Origin of the sequence: Photobacterium pectinilyticum (genome assembly GCF_024357955.1) — a bacterium.
Classification (GTDB): Bacteria; Pseudomonadota; Gammaproteobacteria; order Enterobacterales; family Vibrionaceae; genus Photobacterium; species Photobacterium pectinilyticum.
Map to the genome: position 1 here is coordinate 26,466 of NZ_JANEYT010000001.1, position 15,797 is coordinate 42,262.

The 15,797-nt window shown below is 43.1% G+C and carries 12 protein-coding genes; 4 read left to right on the forward strand and 8 right to left on the reverse strand.

Going from position 1 to position 15,797, the window contains the following annotated elements:
• Window positions 1-17 precede the first annotated feature (17 nt).
• The gene (locus NHN17_RS00115; protein WP_255040059.1) at window positions 18-1,547 is read left to right on the forward strand and encodes a SpoVR family protein; all 1,530 of its coding nucleotides are present in this window, start codon (window positions 18-20) and stop codon (window positions 1,545-1,547) included.
• Window positions 1,548-1,686: 139 nt separating this feature from the next.
• Here the strand turns inward: NHN17_RS00115 and fadR are convergent, their stop codons facing one another.
• The gene (gene fadR / locus NHN17_RS00120; RefSeq protein WP_255040060.1) at window positions 1,687-2,538 is read right to left on the reverse strand and encodes a fatty acid metabolism transcriptional regulator FadR; all 852 of its coding nucleotides are present in this window, start codon (window positions 2,536-2,538) and stop codon (window positions 1,687-1,689) included.
• Between the two features lie 553 nt (window positions 2,539-3,091).
• On the opposite strand from fadR, the gene nhaB reads away from it, so the two are divergent.
• From nhaB to NHN17_RS00135, 3 genes are all read left to right on the forward strand, one after another.
• A complete protein-coding gene (gene nhaB, locus NHN17_RS00125) occupies window positions 3,092-4,684 on the forward strand; it encodes a Na(+)/H(+) antiporter NhaB (protein WP_255040061.1) in 1,593 nt (530 codons plus the stop codon).
• Window positions 4,685-4,924: 240 nt separating this feature from the next.
• Complete coding sequence (gene dsbB, locus NHN17_RS00130) at window positions 4,925-5,443, forward strand: disulfide bond formation protein DsbB (RefSeq protein ID WP_255040062.1); 519 nt, start codon at window positions 4,925-4,927, stop codon at window positions 5,441-5,443.
• A 281-nt stretch (window positions 5,444-5,724) separates the two neighbouring features.
• The gene (locus tag NHN17_RS00135; RefSeq protein ID WP_255040063.1) at window positions 5,725-6,075 is read left to right on the forward strand and encodes a hypothetical protein; all 351 of its coding nucleotides are present in this window, start codon (window positions 5,725-5,727) and stop codon (window positions 6,073-6,075) included.
• A gap of 16 nt (window positions 6,076-6,091) precedes the next feature.
• On the opposite strand, the gene NHN17_RS00140 is transcribed toward NHN17_RS00135, so the two are convergent.
• From NHN17_RS00140 to NHN17_RS00170, 7 genes are all read right to left on the reverse strand, one after another.
• Window positions 6,092-7,333 (reverse strand): carbohydrate porin, encoded by a 1,242-nt coding sequence (locus NHN17_RS00140; RefSeq protein ID WP_255040064.1) that lies wholly within the window; start codon window positions 7,331-7,333, stop codon window positions 6,092-6,094.
• Window positions 7,334-7,472: 139 nt separating this feature from the next.
• A complete protein-coding gene (locus tag NHN17_RS00145; protein WP_255040065.1) occupies window positions 7,473-10,037 on the reverse strand; it encodes a glycoside hydrolase family 3 protein in 2,565 nt (854 codons plus the stop codon).
• Window positions 10,038-10,098: 61 nt separating this feature from the next.
• Complete coding sequence (locus NHN17_RS00150) at window positions 10,099-11,118, reverse strand: ABC transporter ATP-binding protein (protein ID WP_255040066.1); 1,020 nt, start codon at window positions 11,116-11,118, stop codon at window positions 10,099-10,101.
• Entirely contained in the window at window positions 11,119-12,105 is a 987-nt protein-coding gene (locus NHN17_RS00155; RefSeq protein ID WP_255040067.1) for an ABC transporter ATP-binding protein, read from the reverse strand.
• Window positions 12,105-13,037 carry an ABC transporter permease gene (locus NHN17_RS00160; protein WP_255040068.1) on the reverse strand — a complete coding sequence of 311 codons (933 nt, stop codon included), beginning with the start codon at window positions 13,035-13,037 and terminating at the stop codon, window positions 12,105-12,107. The genes NHN17_RS00155 and NHN17_RS00160 overlap by 1 nt, the downstream gene beginning before the upstream one ends.
• A gap of 15 nt (window positions 13,038-13,052) precedes the next feature.
• Entirely contained in the window at window positions 13,053-14,042 is a 990-nt protein-coding gene (locus NHN17_RS00165) for an ABC transporter permease (RefSeq protein WP_255040069.1), read from the reverse strand.
• 93 nt (window positions 14,043-14,135) lie between these two features.
• Window positions 14,136-15,782 (reverse strand): ABC transporter substrate-binding protein, encoded by a 1,647-nt coding sequence (locus NHN17_RS00170; protein ID WP_255040070.1) that lies wholly within the window; start codon window positions 15,780-15,782, stop codon window positions 14,136-14,138.
• Between the last annotated feature and the right edge of the window lie 15 nt (window positions 15,783-15,797).

The following is a 15,797-nucleotide window of genomic DNA, read 5'->3' on the forward strand; positions in this document are numbered from 1 at the left end:
TTTAGGGGGGATGTGCTATGGAGACAGTCGCTAAATCAAAGACACTCAGTGACGGTCCAGATTGGACATTCGATTTGTTGGATCAGTACCACAAGGAAATCAAGCGGGTAGCCGACCACTACCGGCTTGATGCCTATCCCAACCAAATCGAGATCATCACTGCCGAACAAATGATGGATGCTTATTCCAGTATTGGTATGCCTATCAACTACCATCACTGGTCTTTTGGTAAGCGCTTCATCGAAACTGAGCGAGGCTATAAACATGGTCAAATGGGCCTTGCATATGAAATTGTGATCAACTCTGATCCCTGTATTTCATATTTGATGGAAGAGAATACCATCACAATGCAGGCGCTCGTTATGGCCCATGCGTGTTATGGCCACAATTCGTTCTTTAAAGGGAATTATTTATTCAAGACATGGACAGATGCCAGTTCCATCATCGACTACTTGTTGTTTGCCCGTAAATACATCACCGAGTGTGAAGAAAAATACGGCGTGAATGAGGTTGAAAGGCTGTTGGACTCCTGCCATGCGTTAATGAACTACGGCGTCGACCGCTACAAGCGACCACAGAAAATCTCTATGGTCGAAGAAAAGGCACGACAGCAAGCCCGGGAAGACTACCTGCAAACACAGGTCAATTCATTATGGCGTACCATTCCGGTTACCCATGAGGAAGAAATCGAAGCGGAAGAAATACGATTCCCGGCGGAGCCGCAGGAGAATATCCTTTACTTCATCGAAAAGCATGCCCCTTTATTGGAGCCATGGCAGCGTGAGGTAGTCAGGATTGTGCGCAAAGTAAGCCAATATTTCTACCCGCAAAAACAGACTCAGGTGATGAACGAGGGGTGGGCAACGTTCTGGCACTACACCATTCTCAATCACCTTTATGATGAGGGCCTGGTGACCGACCGCTTCATTATCGAGTTTTTGCACAGCCATACCAACGTAGTGGCGCAACCGGACTACAACAGCCCGTACTACAGCGGTATTAACCCCTACGCGTTGGGCTTTGCGATGTTCCAGGATATTCGCCGGATCTGTGAAAATCCAACCGAGGAAGATAAATACTGGTTCCCGGATATTGCAGGAAAAGATTGGTTAGATACTCTTCACTTTGCAATGGAGAACTTTAAAGACGAAAGCTTTATCAGTCAGTTCCTGTCACCGAAAGTGATGCGTGACTTCAAGTTGTTTGCCGTCGATGACGACGACCGACATAACTATGTCGAAGTCAGTGCAATTCACAATGAGGAAGGTTACCGGGCTATCCGGGAGAAGCTCTCGTCACAATACAACCTCAGCAACAATGAGCCGAATATCCAAGTATGGAATGTCGCACTGAAAGGTGACCGCTCGCTAACCCTGCGTTATGTACCGCATAATCGCATCCCGTTAGCCGACAGCCACCAAGAGGTTCTGAAACACATGCACCGGTTATGGGGCTTTGACGTCACACTGGAGGAAGAGCTCGCCGATGGCCGTTCCCATATATTAGGAACCTGTCCAAACCGCGCGCAGTACAATACGGAGATCTGACCGAAGATTAAATTGCCTGTCAGCCTGTACCGACAACGCCAAAAACACCGTGTTGCCGCCACATACTTATTAACACTTAGAAACAAAAAGGAGATGCCATGGCATCTCCTTTTCTTTTGTACAATGTAATTCGCTTGGCTTACTGTTCTTCTTCGTACAGGTAGCGAGCAATTTCAATACGGTTAGCGTACCAAATTGCCCCACTCTCACGGCCGTATTTGCGGATACGATCAGCAACCATCTCAGGCTGACTGTTTTCACAGTATGACTTCATGTCTCTGTAAAATTCTAGAGCAAGCTCACAGGCTTCTCTCGACATAAAGTAGTAACCACCGACGCGGGTATAAATTTTGCGTAGACCATTGATTGTGAGTACATACAGGGTATTGCCTGATTTCGTCGCCAACCCTTGGAACATGCGGTAATCAAAGTAATTGAAAGCACGAGCGCGGCTAATAGCCTCGCACAGCTCAGGATCGTCTTTACCGTATTTATCGACGATCTTTTTTACTTCCTGCATCAAGTCAGCTTTGTCTTCACTGTGTTCAATATAATCAGCGAAGCTATCAGCCTTCAACAAGGCTTCACACTCTTCGATAACATGATCAATCAAAGTAGAAGATTCTTCCGGGTTACCCTTGATGGCATAGCGCATGTATACACTGCTGATGTCTGTGCGCGCCGAAAGAAGATCTTCCATCACGCCTTGAACATCTTGGCCATCAAGTGTAATTAGGGTATCGAGAATGCTCAGTCCCGAGGTGTCCATGTAGTTATTCACCCGTGTCGGTTTACCGTGCTGAATTGTCAGCCAACCATCACGAGCGAGACGCTGCAATACCTCACGAAGAGTCGTCCGTGTAACACCAATTAGTTCTGACAATTCTCGTTCTGCGGGAAGGATTGAGCCCTGTGGGAAGTGATTATTCCAGATACTCTCAATAATATATTTCTCAGCAAATGTTGCTGGGCTATCAGCCTTTATAACCATCTGATCAGTTTTCCAGTTGCTTCTTGCTCTATTTTTATTAACTCATCATACCACCAGTCTTTACTTATTGCCCACCTAATTACCAAAAGAAGTATCTCTGTTATCTATTTATAACCATGCACACTCATGTGAGTGATATACATTGAGCATACCCATACCACGCAACATTCGGCCCACCGTTTCGTCGGACCAAAATTTGACGAAGCTCAACGCAAAACGAAATTTGTAAGCATATATTTCACAGAGACATAGAAAAACACACGCAAGCCTTTTTTTGCGATGAATTTTCACAATCTTAAATAAATTCATCTATAAGCACTTGACTGCGACGGATCTCGCGGTAGAGTTAGCACGTTTTCACTCTGGGAGCTGAACGGATGCTGCTGCCTGCTTTAAGTTAAACACCATCAAGGAAATGGTTTTTAGCTTAGAGGGTCTCTATAGAAAAATTAACCAAAACAATTACATAATGGTTACCCTCTCTCGGACTTCAAAGGCAAGATAGCAACGCAGCTTATTATTAGTATTTGCGTATATCAAGAGACTCGAACACATGGCAATTTCGCTAGGGAACGCTTTTATAAAAAACTTCCTCGGTAAAGCACCCGACTGGTACAAGGTCGCCATCATTGCTTTTCTGATCATTAATCCTTTTGTTTTCTTTTTGATTGACCCTTTCGTTGCAGGCTGGCTACTCGTTATCGAGTTCATCTTCACCCTGGCAATGGCATTAAAATGTTACCCATTACAACCCGGTGGCCTGCTCGCTATCGAGGCGGTCGCTATCGGGATGACCAGCCCTGAAATGGTCAAGCACGAATTGGTTGCCAATATCGAAGTGATGTTGCTACTGATCTTCATGGTTGCTGGCATCTACTTCATGAAGCAGCTGCTACTTTATATCTTCACCAAAATATTGATCGGCATCCACTCCAAAACCTTGTTATCGCTGGCGTTCTGCATGATGGCCGCTTTCCTGTCAGCTTTCCTTGATGCGCTGACAGTCATTGCTGTTGTGATCAGTGTTACTATTGGCTTCTACAGTATTTACCACAAGGTCGCTTCTGGCCAGGAACCCCACTCCTCACACGACCATACGTCAGATTCAAATATTCTTGAAGTCAGCCGTGACGACTTAGAAAACTACCGTGCCTTCCTGCGCAGCCTGCTGATGCACGCCGGTATAGGTACTGCACTTGGCGGTGTAATGACCATGGTGGGTGAGCCGCAAAACCTGATCATCGCCGATCAGGCCGGTTGGCTCTTCGGTGAGTTCATAATCCGCATGTTGCCAGTAACCCTGCCAGTGTTCCTTTGCGGTATTGTTACCTGTGTGTTAGTCGAAAAATTCCAGATCTGCGGCTATGGTGCTCGCCTGCCAGAAAACGTCCGCCGTATCTTGGTCGACTTTGACAACGAAGAACGTAAACGCCGAACCAATTTGGATTATGCCAAGCTGATCATCCAAGTCGTGATCGCTGTCTGGTTGATCGTTGGCCTTGCAATGCACTTAGCCGCAGTGGGACTGATCGGTCTGACCGTCATTATCCTAGCGACTTCGTTCACTGGTATTACCGAAGAACATGCACTGGGCAAGGCGTTTGAAGAAGCCCTGCCATTTACTGCCCTACTTGCTGTTTTCTTCTCGATTGTAGCGGTGATCATCGACCAGAAATTGTTCGCCCCGATCATTGATATGGTACTGAGCCTTGAAGGCAGTATGCAGATGACCATGTTTTATATTGCCAATGGCCTGCTATCTATGGTGTCAGATAATGTCTTCGTCGGTACGGTATACATCAATGAAGTTAAATCAGCACTGATTGACGGTATTATTACCCGTGAGCAATTCGACATGCTAGCTGTAGCCATCAATACCGGTACTAACCTGCCATCTGTTGCTACGCCAAACGGTCAGGCTGCATTCCTGTTCGCATTGACCTCGGCGCTGGCTCCGCTAATCCGCCTATCCTACGGCCGCATGGTATACATGGCACTGCCATACACTATCGTGCTATCACTGGTTGGCTTGGCCTGTATCGAGTTCACTCTGGTACCTATGACACAATGGTTCTATGATCTCGGTTGGATCACACAGGCGACAGTGGAGGCCGGTTCACATATTGCCCCGGTTGTTGGTCATTAATTAAATTTATCTAACATCTGATTGTCTGTATTAAAGCCCTGAATCATCAGGGCTTTATTGTATTTTTCGTTATTATTTGGTGCTAATATTTACCCTTAAGGCCAAATATATGACAGAAATTGATATTTATTTGATCTTTGTATACTCAAATAACAGTTAAGTGCTAAATCTGCTCGTGATGATAATGCATGACCGAAACCAAGTCGCTTTAGCCGTTAACCTTTCAACCAGGAAACCCGTATGTATTTTCTAAATACTTTTTCGAAGAGTCGACTTTCGTGGGCTATCTTGCTGGCTTTCATTATCTTTTTTGAAGCCTGTGCCCTGTTCTTCCAGCATGTAATGAAACTCGACCCATGTGTGATGTGTGTTTATGAGCGCGTTGCCATGATGGGGATAGCTTTTGCTGCAATTTTGGGAATGATCGCGCCAAAGAACAATGTTATTCGCTGGGCAGGACTTGCAGGTTGGGCTTACAGTTCTTACCAAGGCCTTGCACTGGCTCAAGAGCATGTCTCCTACCAGTTTCCGGAATTCCCATGGTCAGCCACCTGTGCGCTAGACGTAAACTTCCCAGCATGGGCACCGCTTAACCAGTGGGTTCCGTGGTTCTTTGAAGCCTCAGGCGATTGCGGCAAGATTGTTTGGCAATTCTTCGGCCTTTCAATGCCACAGTGGCTAGAAATTATCTTCGCTGCTAACTTGGTTGCTGTTGCTATTATCGTTGTCGCGCAGATCCTTGGAACCAAGAAAGACTAGCCCCCTCCATTCATTGCCCAGCCCAAGGCTGGGCAAGCCTATAGCCCAGTAGCATTCTGTAGAATGCGGTCTAGTAACCTATCTTTTGTATCTACTTCCCCCTGGTAATCTGAGAAGACCCCAAATATTTGCGTAACCGTCAGGCTTGATTTAGCTATTTGCTGATAATATCGACGTCAACAAAATACCTATATTGACCTTTTCTTCCACAAATTAGTTATGGTCCAGTAGTTCTTGAACTACCATTGTCTATGGAACAACCAACAAGAAGGAGAAAATGTATGACTTTTAAACCCATTATATTGGTCTGTGCATTAGCAGCATGCAGCAATTGCTTTGCTGATACCAATACCAATACCAATACCAATATAAAGATTACACTATTCTATGACCAACTCTCTGTTACAGTTTTCAATAATGACGGAATTATGGAAAACGTCATCGTTGAAACCGATTCATCAAACGGGATTAAGTCGGTCACTAACTCATATGGAAGAACGACTATCCCGATTCAACTCAGAGATAGCCGTTATGTTAACGTCAATGTATGGAATAATGAGCAAATCATTGCTAGTCAAAGAGTCTGGGTTCCTGACTATGAAAGATCTATGTTTGGCTCATCATCTCATTAGAGGTAGTTAAAAATGGTTACCACCACGCTTCAAACTGCGCACCAAATGTCCAAGTGTCTAGTTCACGGCTATCTGCGACGTGGTAACCAAAACTGTCTTCCTTCCAATTAGTTTCTGAATCTGCATATGTTGCATAGATTCTTAGGTGTGGAACCCCACCAAAATGGAATTTTTGAGCGATGGTTGATTTAAATGCTGTGTTCTTATTACTGAATCGATCACTTTCCGCTTGCTGATATCCAATCTCGACCTCTGTTTGAGTGAAATCTGTCCAATTATATCGTGGGCGAACACCAACACTGAGTGTTTCCTTACCATCTAAATTATTATCTAGAGAGATATTTTCGTACATGAATGAATATTGACATGACCATCTGTCGTTGATGGTACAAAAACCATTATTTAACACTCGGTAACTATTACCCGGAGTATCCAAATGTACTTTTGCATCTTGAGTCCACCCCGCAACACCGATACCACCATTAAGTTGAACAGTAAAAATGTTCCACGCAGGTCCAATACTCGCTTTGTGGTTGACAGTCAGCATATAACCCGCCTTTTCAGCGTCACTTCCTAAGTTATCAACAAGCTGTTCGTCATCAACAACATAGGCAAAGTTGGCTCCAAGTGTTAGGTTACCTCCCAAAAAATCAATTCCATGAATACGTGCTTCTGGTGAAATAACAGCTGACTTAAGACGACTTGAATCGACTCCGAGTTCATTATAATCACCATTATGGTAGGCAACGGATACATCAATGAGCGAGCCACCAAATGAATCACTCAATTCAAGATCACGTATACCAATACCACGACCAGTATTATCCCAGTGTTTAAAATCGAGCATATCGTCAGCTAAATTACGCGTGTATCGGTGACCAGCCCACATACTTGTGATATCACTACCAAATATACCGTACAGTTGTCCCCATGCTTGCATAATTGTGAACGAGTTAGAGCGAGAAATTGGGTTATGCCAAGTTCCCATCATAAAACCTATTTCAGCTCTTTGGTTATCTTGGTGGTAAAGATCATGCCTTACACCAAGTTCTGCCCAGTCATCCTCATTACCCAGCCTGTATTTCCCTGAAGCTCCTTCAGCCTTAATGTAGTCTGGGTGCCCATTGCCATTTGAGCTGTCAGGTGAAACATGTAAGCCAGCACGTGCGTAGCCAAAAAAATCAGTGGATGCTATCGCACTGCTTGATAAACAAATAACTGAAAGTAGAGCTGCTGTTGGCAGTAATTTCATATCCATGTTCAATATCCATCATTTACGTTATATATAAAGTTCAGGTACAAAAATCCATTGTGGAAATCCCACAACTATTGTTAATTAGGGGTTATGAGAGCTTAGAAGTAAGCTCTCATATTATATTTATATTTATTGATTTAACTCAGTTAGACCAAACTACATTTGCGATTACAAACTCACAAGGACCATCGAGGTAAATAACGAAAGGTGTATCTAAATAATTAACATCAATATTATTGTTTATAATATCTTCCACTGGGATAGCTATTTCTTCAAATGAATCCGACTTATTAAAGTATCGAGTAACATCAATCATGTTGATATCATCAATATCACTAATTAACGTCGTTTTTTGAAGAGATAAATAAACTTTATTCTTCGGTTCAAGTAGCCCTTTAATCTCGAATTTAAGTGTACCATTTCTGTATTTAGAAAAGTTCTCTACACTTCCATCACCAGTTTGAAGATAGACAGCACAAACTGTTTGACCGACAGTCACCTGCATTGCATCCTGCTGCTGCTGATAATTATACGGTTTAGTCCAAACCTCATTCAGCGTCATACTGTTATTTCTGGATATATCATGCCCAATCCAATGTACTTGGTCTGCAATTTTGAGTTTATAGTCGCCAATCGTCGACTTAACACCATAAAGGTGGGTCTCATACGAAGCGATCTCATCAAGCTCAGCATCATTGATATCTAAGGTAAGGTCGTCTAGATTTCGGTCTTGAATTTTATTTGTGTAATTCAACCCATAACCGTACTCAAATAGTGGTTTATGCTCCCCATTAGGACACTGCTCATTATCAGGCAGCACATAATTTGGAATATGAGATGGAATTTTATTCACCGTTGCACTTCGTTTCTTATTTGGCCAGCTGTATGAAAGCTTTCCGGTGAAATCATATTGTGTATATCCTGAGCTATCTCTCAATAACAGGTCTGTAATACCAAACCCTTCACTACCCGGTAAAAATGCAGCAATGAAAGCGTCTGAATTGGCAATTTCTTCATTAAGATACAAAGGACGGCCACTGAAAAAGACACTAATCACTTTAACGCCAGCATTTTTCAGCTTCTTTATTTTATCGCAATCAGCCTTATATGCTTTCTTCAGGGCACTAAACTCTAGCGTCTGCCATACTTTAATGTCACCCATCATTTCTGCATAAGGATCTTCACCAAAAACTACGATGGCAACATCACCAGACTTTAGCGAGATCTCAAGGTTTGGATCATAAGTTACGTTCTCCTGACCTAACTCAGCTTCTAGTGCCATCTTAACCGTTGATGCGCCCGGAAAGTCATCAAGCGTGTTTTCGTCCCCTTGCCAAGTTAAGCTCCATCCGCCCGCTTGCTTTTGCAAGTCATCTGCCGCACTACCCGTCAGGATTATTCTCTGATCTCTATACAATGGTAGGAGCTGATGTTTATTTTTAAGCAAAACCAAAGACTGTCGTACCGCTCGTCGTGCAATATCGCGGTGAGAGCAAGCACCTAACTGCTCCTGCATACCTGCATATTTCCTTAAAATAGGTCTCGACTTATTCCATAGCCCGGCACGCATTTTTACTCTAAGAATACGTGTTACAGCATCGTCTATTCGACTTAACGGTATTTCACCATTGTTTACCCCTTCAAGGGCAGATTTAATGACTCCCTTCCAATTAGATCGGATCGGCACCATTAAAACGTCATTACCCGCATTAATGGCATAATTGGCATTGGTATCTGTACATTTATTAACTTCAGAATGACCATGCCAATCTGTTACAACCACCCCATCAAAGCCCATCTGGCCTTTCAAAACATCACAGATCAAATATTTACTGCCGTGAATTTTGTGGTTGTACACCTCTCCTTGTCCTGGACTCAAGTCATAGTTTGATTCATTTTCCCAACTATTAAATGAAGACATCACCACTTGGGCCCCTGCCTCAAGGCCGCTAAAGTAGCCACAGGCATGAATATTTCTCAGTAACTCTTCACTGTAAGCATTCACCCCACGGTCGATACCTGACGAAGTACCGCCATCTCCAACCCAATGTTTAACATTGGAAAGAACCTTCTCATCACTCTTCAGCTGTTGAGCATCACCTTGCAATCCCTCAACCATTTTAGCTGCATACTGATAAGTAATCTCAGGATCTTCGGAGTACCCTTCATATACCCTTCCCCATCGTAGGTCTCGAGGGGTGGCAACTGTAGGTGCAAATGTCCAGTCTAAGCCTGTTGCAACAATTTCCCTCGCTGTCACTTGGCCTATTTCGAGGATTAACTCAGGGTCACGAGCACACCCCAAGCCAATATTGTGAGGGAACACAGTAGCACCAAATACATTATTGTGGCCATGAACCGCATCAGTCGCCCAAATAAATGGAATTCTAAATGAACGATCTGAGAACATTTCTTCTGTTGCCATCCAGAAATCATCGGCCTTACTTGCCCAATCCTTTGCTGATGCATGTTTATTATCATTGGGCCATGCGCCACCACCATTTAGTATTGAACCAATCTTATACTCTTTAAGTTCTTCTGTTGTAATCTCTCTTATCTCAGGTTGAATCATCTGACCAATTTTTTCTTCGAGGGTCATCTGATTTATAATTAATTCAACCTCATCTTCAATTACATTATCTTGAGAGATTTTAGACACAATTTTAGGCCACGCCTTAAAGTAAGGAGTGCTACAAATATTACTCATTAATATCACCAGCTAATTTTTATTAACCACCTAATTTATATTTAGGTGGTTATTTATCAATTTAAAATAAATGACAACGCACAAAGTGTTCAGGCTCAATTTCTACCGGTTCAGGCAAAGACTGCTTACACTCGTCTCTTGCTTGAGGGCATCGTGATGCATAAGGGCACCCTGTTTTTTCTGGTGACCACATCGGTGTTTCCATGGAACGGTGCGTCGGTAACTTTTCATGAATACTACGACTAGGATCAGGTACCGCTGCTAATAACAATTGCGTATATGGGTGCTTCGGGTTTTGCGTGATACCCTCTGTGGAGCCCCATTCAACCATGTGTCCGCAATATAGTACAACAGTATCCTCTGCAAAATATCTTGCCGTCGCAATATCATGGGTAATATACATAAAGGCTTTACCCATTTCGCGCTTCATCTCATTCATGAGGTTAAGCACACCAATGCGAATAGAAACATCAAGCATTGACGTTGGCTCATCGGCCAAAATAACTTTCGCTCCAATTGCCAAGGTTTTAGCAAGAAACACACGCTGTCGCTGACCACCAGAGAGCTGATGAGGGAACTTATCAAGTACCTCTTTTGCCGGTGTTAGGCCGACTTGCTCAAGAATCTCTATGAGTCTAGATTCCATTTCGGGACCGGATTTAAATCCATGATGGATTTTCAACGGACGAGACAAGTGATAGCGAATGGTATGGAGCGGGTTCAACGAAGCAAACGGGTCTTGGAATACCATTTGCACATCACGACGGTAAGCCTCTAACTCATCTTTAGAGGTAATGTCATCGATATTTTTACCGTGGAAATAGATCCCACCTTCACTTGCCTGGTGAATTTTTGTCGCAATCTTTGCACTGGTACTCTTGCCACAGCCCGACTCACCCACAACAGCCAAGCATCGTCCTTCACGTAGTTGGAAGTTCAACCCATTAAGAGCGCGAAGGTATTGCTTTGGCCCAAACAAAGAGCCCCCCTTCTTACGAAAATCAATCGTTAGATTCTTGGCCTCTAGAACAACTGGGTTCGTTTCGTCAAGAACGCTGTTTTCTGTTTTAATTGCATGCATTTATACGGCCTCCGTGACAGCATCAATTGGCAGTGGGTGGTGACAAGATACCCATCGATTTTCCCCTGCACCTAATAACTTTGGCGGGGTTGTTTTACATAGCTCACATGCTTTAAAACAGCGAGGGGAAAAGCGACATCCCGAAGGAACATTTTTGAGATCTAATGGGCTCCCCGGTATTCCCTTCATTTCTTGCAGTTCACCATGCAAGGTTGGGAACGAGTCACCAAGTCCAAACGAATAAGGGTGCTTAGGCTTAGACAAAATTTCTTTCGATGGCGCCAACTCCACCAATTGACCTGAGTACATAATACCAATGCGGTCACACAGCTCGACCATCAAACTCAAATCATGGGTGATAAATAAAATCGAAAAGCCAAACTCTTCTTTCAATTGGTGAACTTTCTGTAATATTTCTCGCTGTACTACAACATCAAGTGCCGTTGTAGGCTCATCCATAATTAATAACTTAGGCTTCAACGCTAATGCCATTGCAATAACTACTCGTTGACGCATACCACCAGAGAACTGGTGTGGATAATCGAACAGACGCTCTGTAGGGATATCTACAATTCGCAATAATTCTTTCGCTTTCTCGATAGACTCTTCACGGGTTTCTACCAGACCATGAGCATCAAAGATATCAAAGAACTGATATTCGATAGTTTTCACCGGGTTCAAACAGTTCATCGCACTCTGAAACACCATCGAAGTGTCTTTCCAACGGAAGTTACGTAATGCTTCTTCATCCATTTGCAAAACATCACGCCCGTCAAACAATATTTCTCCTTCTGAAATCAAAGCAGGCGGACGGTGCAAACGCATCAGTGAATACGCAATGGTCGACTTACCACACCCTGATTCACCCGCTAGACCTAGAATTTCACCTTCACCAATATGAAAGCTAACATTGTTTACAGCACGCACTCGGCCATCAAAGGTAATGTAATCAACGGATAAGTTATTAACTTCTACTAACTTCTTCATTACACAACCTCCACTACATTGGCTTTTTCAGCTGCCGCTGACTTAAGTGCTTTCTTTTCCTCACGACGGAAACGAGCCATGATACGCTGTGCTTTCAATTTAGGGTTTGAGATCTCATCAATTGAGAAGTTGAGCAACGCAAGGCCAATTGCAATGGAAGCCAGCGCGACACTTGGAGCCGCAATTTCCCACCATGCTCCGATTCGAATCGCAGAGGTTTGATCAGCGTTGTACAGCATCCCCCCCCATGTCACACTTAGAGGATCACCCAGTCCGATAAACTCAAGGGTCGCTTGGGTCATAATGGCGTAGATCACTGTGCCAATAAAACAAGAAGCAAGAATTGACATCATGTTTGGCATTATCTCAGCAAACAGCATGCGTTTTTTAGTTTCACCCATAACTTCAGCGGCATGGACAAAATCACGATTTCTAATCGCTAGCGTCTGAGAGCGTAGTACCCGAGCCCCCCAAGGCCAAGAAGTTGCACCGATAATGACAGCAATGACAACTGGCGATACTTGATCCAAAAATGAAGCAAGAACTAGCATTAGAGGAAGGCTAGGAATAACCATTACCAAATTCGTAAAAAACGAAAGAACGTTATCAACTACACCACCGAAATACCCAGATGCAATCCCAACAACCATCGCCATCAAGATAACAAACGTGCCGGCAACAAAACCAACCATAAGTGAAACTCGACCACCATAGAGAAGCTGTGAAAACACATCACGTCCCATTCTTGTGGTGCCTAAAATATTCTCCATATTAGGTGCCTGGTGTGGCCTTGCAACACGAGCGCCAGGATCAAACTGAGTTAAAAATGGGGCGAATACGCACATCAAACAAACAGAGGCAACAATAAAAATACCAATCGCCGCTTTTGGGTTGTCTAACAAGAATTGCTTTATTAATTTAAGTTTTGTCATTTTATTTCTCTCCCATTAGTCCAGCTGGGTGCGAAGTCGAGGATCAAGGATAAACAGCAAGCAATCTGCAATAAAGTTTGCGCCTAAAACCATCGCTGTCATTATCAGTAAGTAACCTTGAATAAGCGGATAATCACGGGCAAGCATTGCCTGGAACATGACCTGTCCCAACCCTGGGTAATTGAAAATAATTTCAATAATTAATGAGCCACCAAAGATACCACCAACAGACATCGCAAAAGTCGTAATCATTGGCAAAATGGCATTACGAGCTCCATATTGCATCATGACTTTTCTGTCTTTAACACCTTTTGCCCACCCCATAACAATGAAGTCTTCACCCAACTGGTTAATCATATTTGAGCGCATACCCATCACATTACCCATGCCCAGAGCGACCATACACACAAGTGGAAGCACCAAGTGATAAGCGACGCTACTGATAAACTCTGTATTCCAGCCAGCATCCAAAGATGGGTTATAAGCATAACCGGTAGGGAACCAACCCAAATTTGAAGCAAACAAGAAATACATCCCAAGGGCCATTACAACCGCCGGAATAGATGAGATGACCACCGACCCAACAGTAACAATCGAGTCCGCCCATGTACCACGCTTCCAAGCCACATAGATACCGAGCATTGTCGTTACTGTATAAGAGACTAGAAGGTATGAGCCGACTAAAAGTAATGTCCAGAACATACCCCGGCCTAATACTTCAAAAACAGGCTGGAAAAATCGAGTCGACGTTCCCCACTCTCCCATTAAAATAGACTGCACATAGGTTATAAACTGTTGAAACAACGGTGTGTTTGTTGAATAACCATATAATACCTCTAAAGAAGCAATCGTTTCCGGGCTTATTTGACCACCATTTTGGGCTAAGCGTGCTAGGAATGATTGAATTGGGTCACCCGGCATAAACCTTGGCAAGAAAAAGTTAATCGTTATCGCAGCTAAGAAGGCGAGGAAGTAAAAGCCTAATCGACTTAATATAAATTTCATGTTAACCCCTGAAATCGGATTTTATTCCTTGTTGATATTGAGAACGCCACCAACTAATTCATGGCGTTCTCATTTATATATTATTGCTTACCATTATGTTCTTGGCTTTATATGCATAACATGCAGAAGTTTATTTGATTCAAATGGAGCTGGGTGCGCTACTGGATTATCAGCATTAAAGAATCCGGTAAAACGGCTGTCATTATATGAATACCAAATTGCGTTGTAATACAAAGGAATTTGAATAGCATTGTCAGCAAAATGGCGTTCAATTTTTGTCGCTATTTCACGCTGTTCATCATGGTCAAATGTGACACTTAGTTGCTGAATCCAACCATCTAGTTCAGGGTTTTGGTAATTAGTCATTGTTGAAGACCACCATTGACCACTTTTAGCGTAACGAGAATGCATGGTGTAGTCATAAAACTTCCAACCAGAGGAAGCGATACTTCCTCCGCCAAATGTGGCGTCAAAGTTCCCCCCTCTCCAGTTTTGGCTGTATGCCTGAACCTCTGGAGTAATTAAGTTCGCATTGATACCTGCATCCCTTAAGCCATCAATCGCAATCATGGCATTATTGACCATTGCAGACCAACCACTTGGTACTTGCATCAATAATTTAAGCTCTGAACCATCTGGGTTTTCAACATAACCATCACCAGTAACATCTTTATATCCAGCATCGAGAAGATATTTTTTTGCTTCTGCAAGATTATATTGAGTGTATTTTGCCCAAGTCTTATCAGCTTCCTTATTTCGCCAGCTATGTAAAGAACCCGGTAAGTTTGAAGCTGAATTACCTAGTTCAACATAACCATAGGCACCGAGATCTCTCATCGCTTCTCGATCCATCGAAAGGTTAAACGCTTTTCGGAAATTCACATCACTAAACGCTTTTCTTGCACCTTCATTCTTTGTCTGGAAATTAAGTGTAATACGCACACCATCACCAGAAGGGAACCAATATTTATTACCTTCCGCTGCCTTAACAAACAAACGTTCAATATCAGGTACGAAAATACCATTCCAATCGCTTTCCCCTTTCGCCATCATTTCAAGTGCAGCATCACTTGAAGAAAACTGAGGGAACTCCAGACAATTCAATGCCAGATCAGGGTTCCAATAATTTTCATTTTTACATTGGATATAAACCTGCGGCGTAAAACGCTCAATCTCAGTAAATGGTCCCGTACCAACAGGGTTTCGTACTACTTCTTGAGAAGGGTTTTCAATTTCAGACCAAATATGCTGTGGGATGATTTTTGTTGTCAAAATATCATATTGTGAAAATGCATTTTGCTTACTAAGATAAATCTTCACCTCGTAATCATTAACTTTCTCAATACTTTCAACGGATGAACCTAAGCCTGTTAAATCAATACCGGGGTTGTTATGCGTATACTCGAAAGAGAAAACAACATCATCAGCGGTAAATGGCTTGCCATCAGACCAAGTAACGTTTTCCCGCAGTGTTACTGTTAACACTTTTAGATCTTCACTCAGTTCATACCCTGTCGCGAGCCAAGGATACTCTTTTGTATCATCCAATAGGTTAAAAACATAAAGAGGCTCATAAGCAAACTCGGCAGAGCTCAGCCCCCCAAGCCAGGGGTTAAAGTTATGTGTCCAGGCTGTCGTTGACTCACTAAGAATTTTCAGGTTCGGTATTGTTGAATCATTAGCGCTTACAGAAGATACAGATATAGAGGCAAGAGCTAAACCTATCAGAGTTTTATTCATTATTAACGCCTTCTT

Excerpts from the sequence above, each read along its gene's own strand:
- NHN17_RS00115 (WP_255040059.1), top strand. The coding sequence starts at position 18 with ATGGAGACAGTCGCTAAATCAAAGACACTCAGTGACGGTCCAGATTGG.
- fadR (WP_255040060.1), bottom strand. The coding sequence starts at position 2,538 with ATGGTTATAAAGGCTGATAGCCCAGCAACATTTGCTGAGAAATATATT.
- nhaB (WP_255040061.1), top strand. The coding sequence starts at position 3,092 with ATGGCAATTTCGCTAGGGAACGCTTTTATAAAAAACTTCCTCGGTAAA.
- dsbB (WP_255040062.1), top strand. The coding sequence starts at position 4,925 with ATGTATTTTCTAAATACTTTTTCGAAGAGTCGACTTTCGTGGGCTATC.
- NHN17_RS00135 (WP_255040063.1), top strand. The coding sequence starts at position 5,725 with ATGACTTTTAAACCCATTATATTGGTCTGTGCATTAGCAGCATGCAGC.
- NHN17_RS00140 (WP_255040064.1), bottom strand. The coding sequence starts at position 7,333 with ATGGATATGAAATTACTGCCAACAGCAGCTCTACTTTCAGTTATTTGT.
- NHN17_RS00145 (WP_255040065.1), bottom strand. The coding sequence starts at position 10,037 with ATGAGTAATATTTGTAGCACTCCTTACTTTAAGGCGTGGCCTAAAATT.
- NHN17_RS00150 (WP_255040066.1), bottom strand. The coding sequence starts at position 11,118 with ATGCATGCAATTAAAACAGAAAACAGCGTTCTTGACGAAACGAACCCA.
- NHN17_RS00155 (WP_255040067.1), bottom strand. The coding sequence starts at position 12,105 with ATGAAGAAGTTAGTAGAAGTTAATAACTTATCCGTTGATTACATTACC.
- NHN17_RS00160 (WP_255040068.1), bottom strand. The coding sequence starts at position 13,037 with ATGACAAAACTTAAATTAATAAAGCAATTCTTGTTAGACAACCCAAAA.
- NHN17_RS00165 (WP_255040069.1), bottom strand. The coding sequence starts at position 14,042 with ATGAAATTTATATTAAGTCGATTAGGCTTTTACTTCCTCGCCTTCTTA.
- NHN17_RS00170 (WP_255040070.1), bottom strand. The coding sequence starts at position 15,782 with ATGAATAAAACTCTGATAGGTTTAGCTCTTGCCTCTATATCTGTATCT.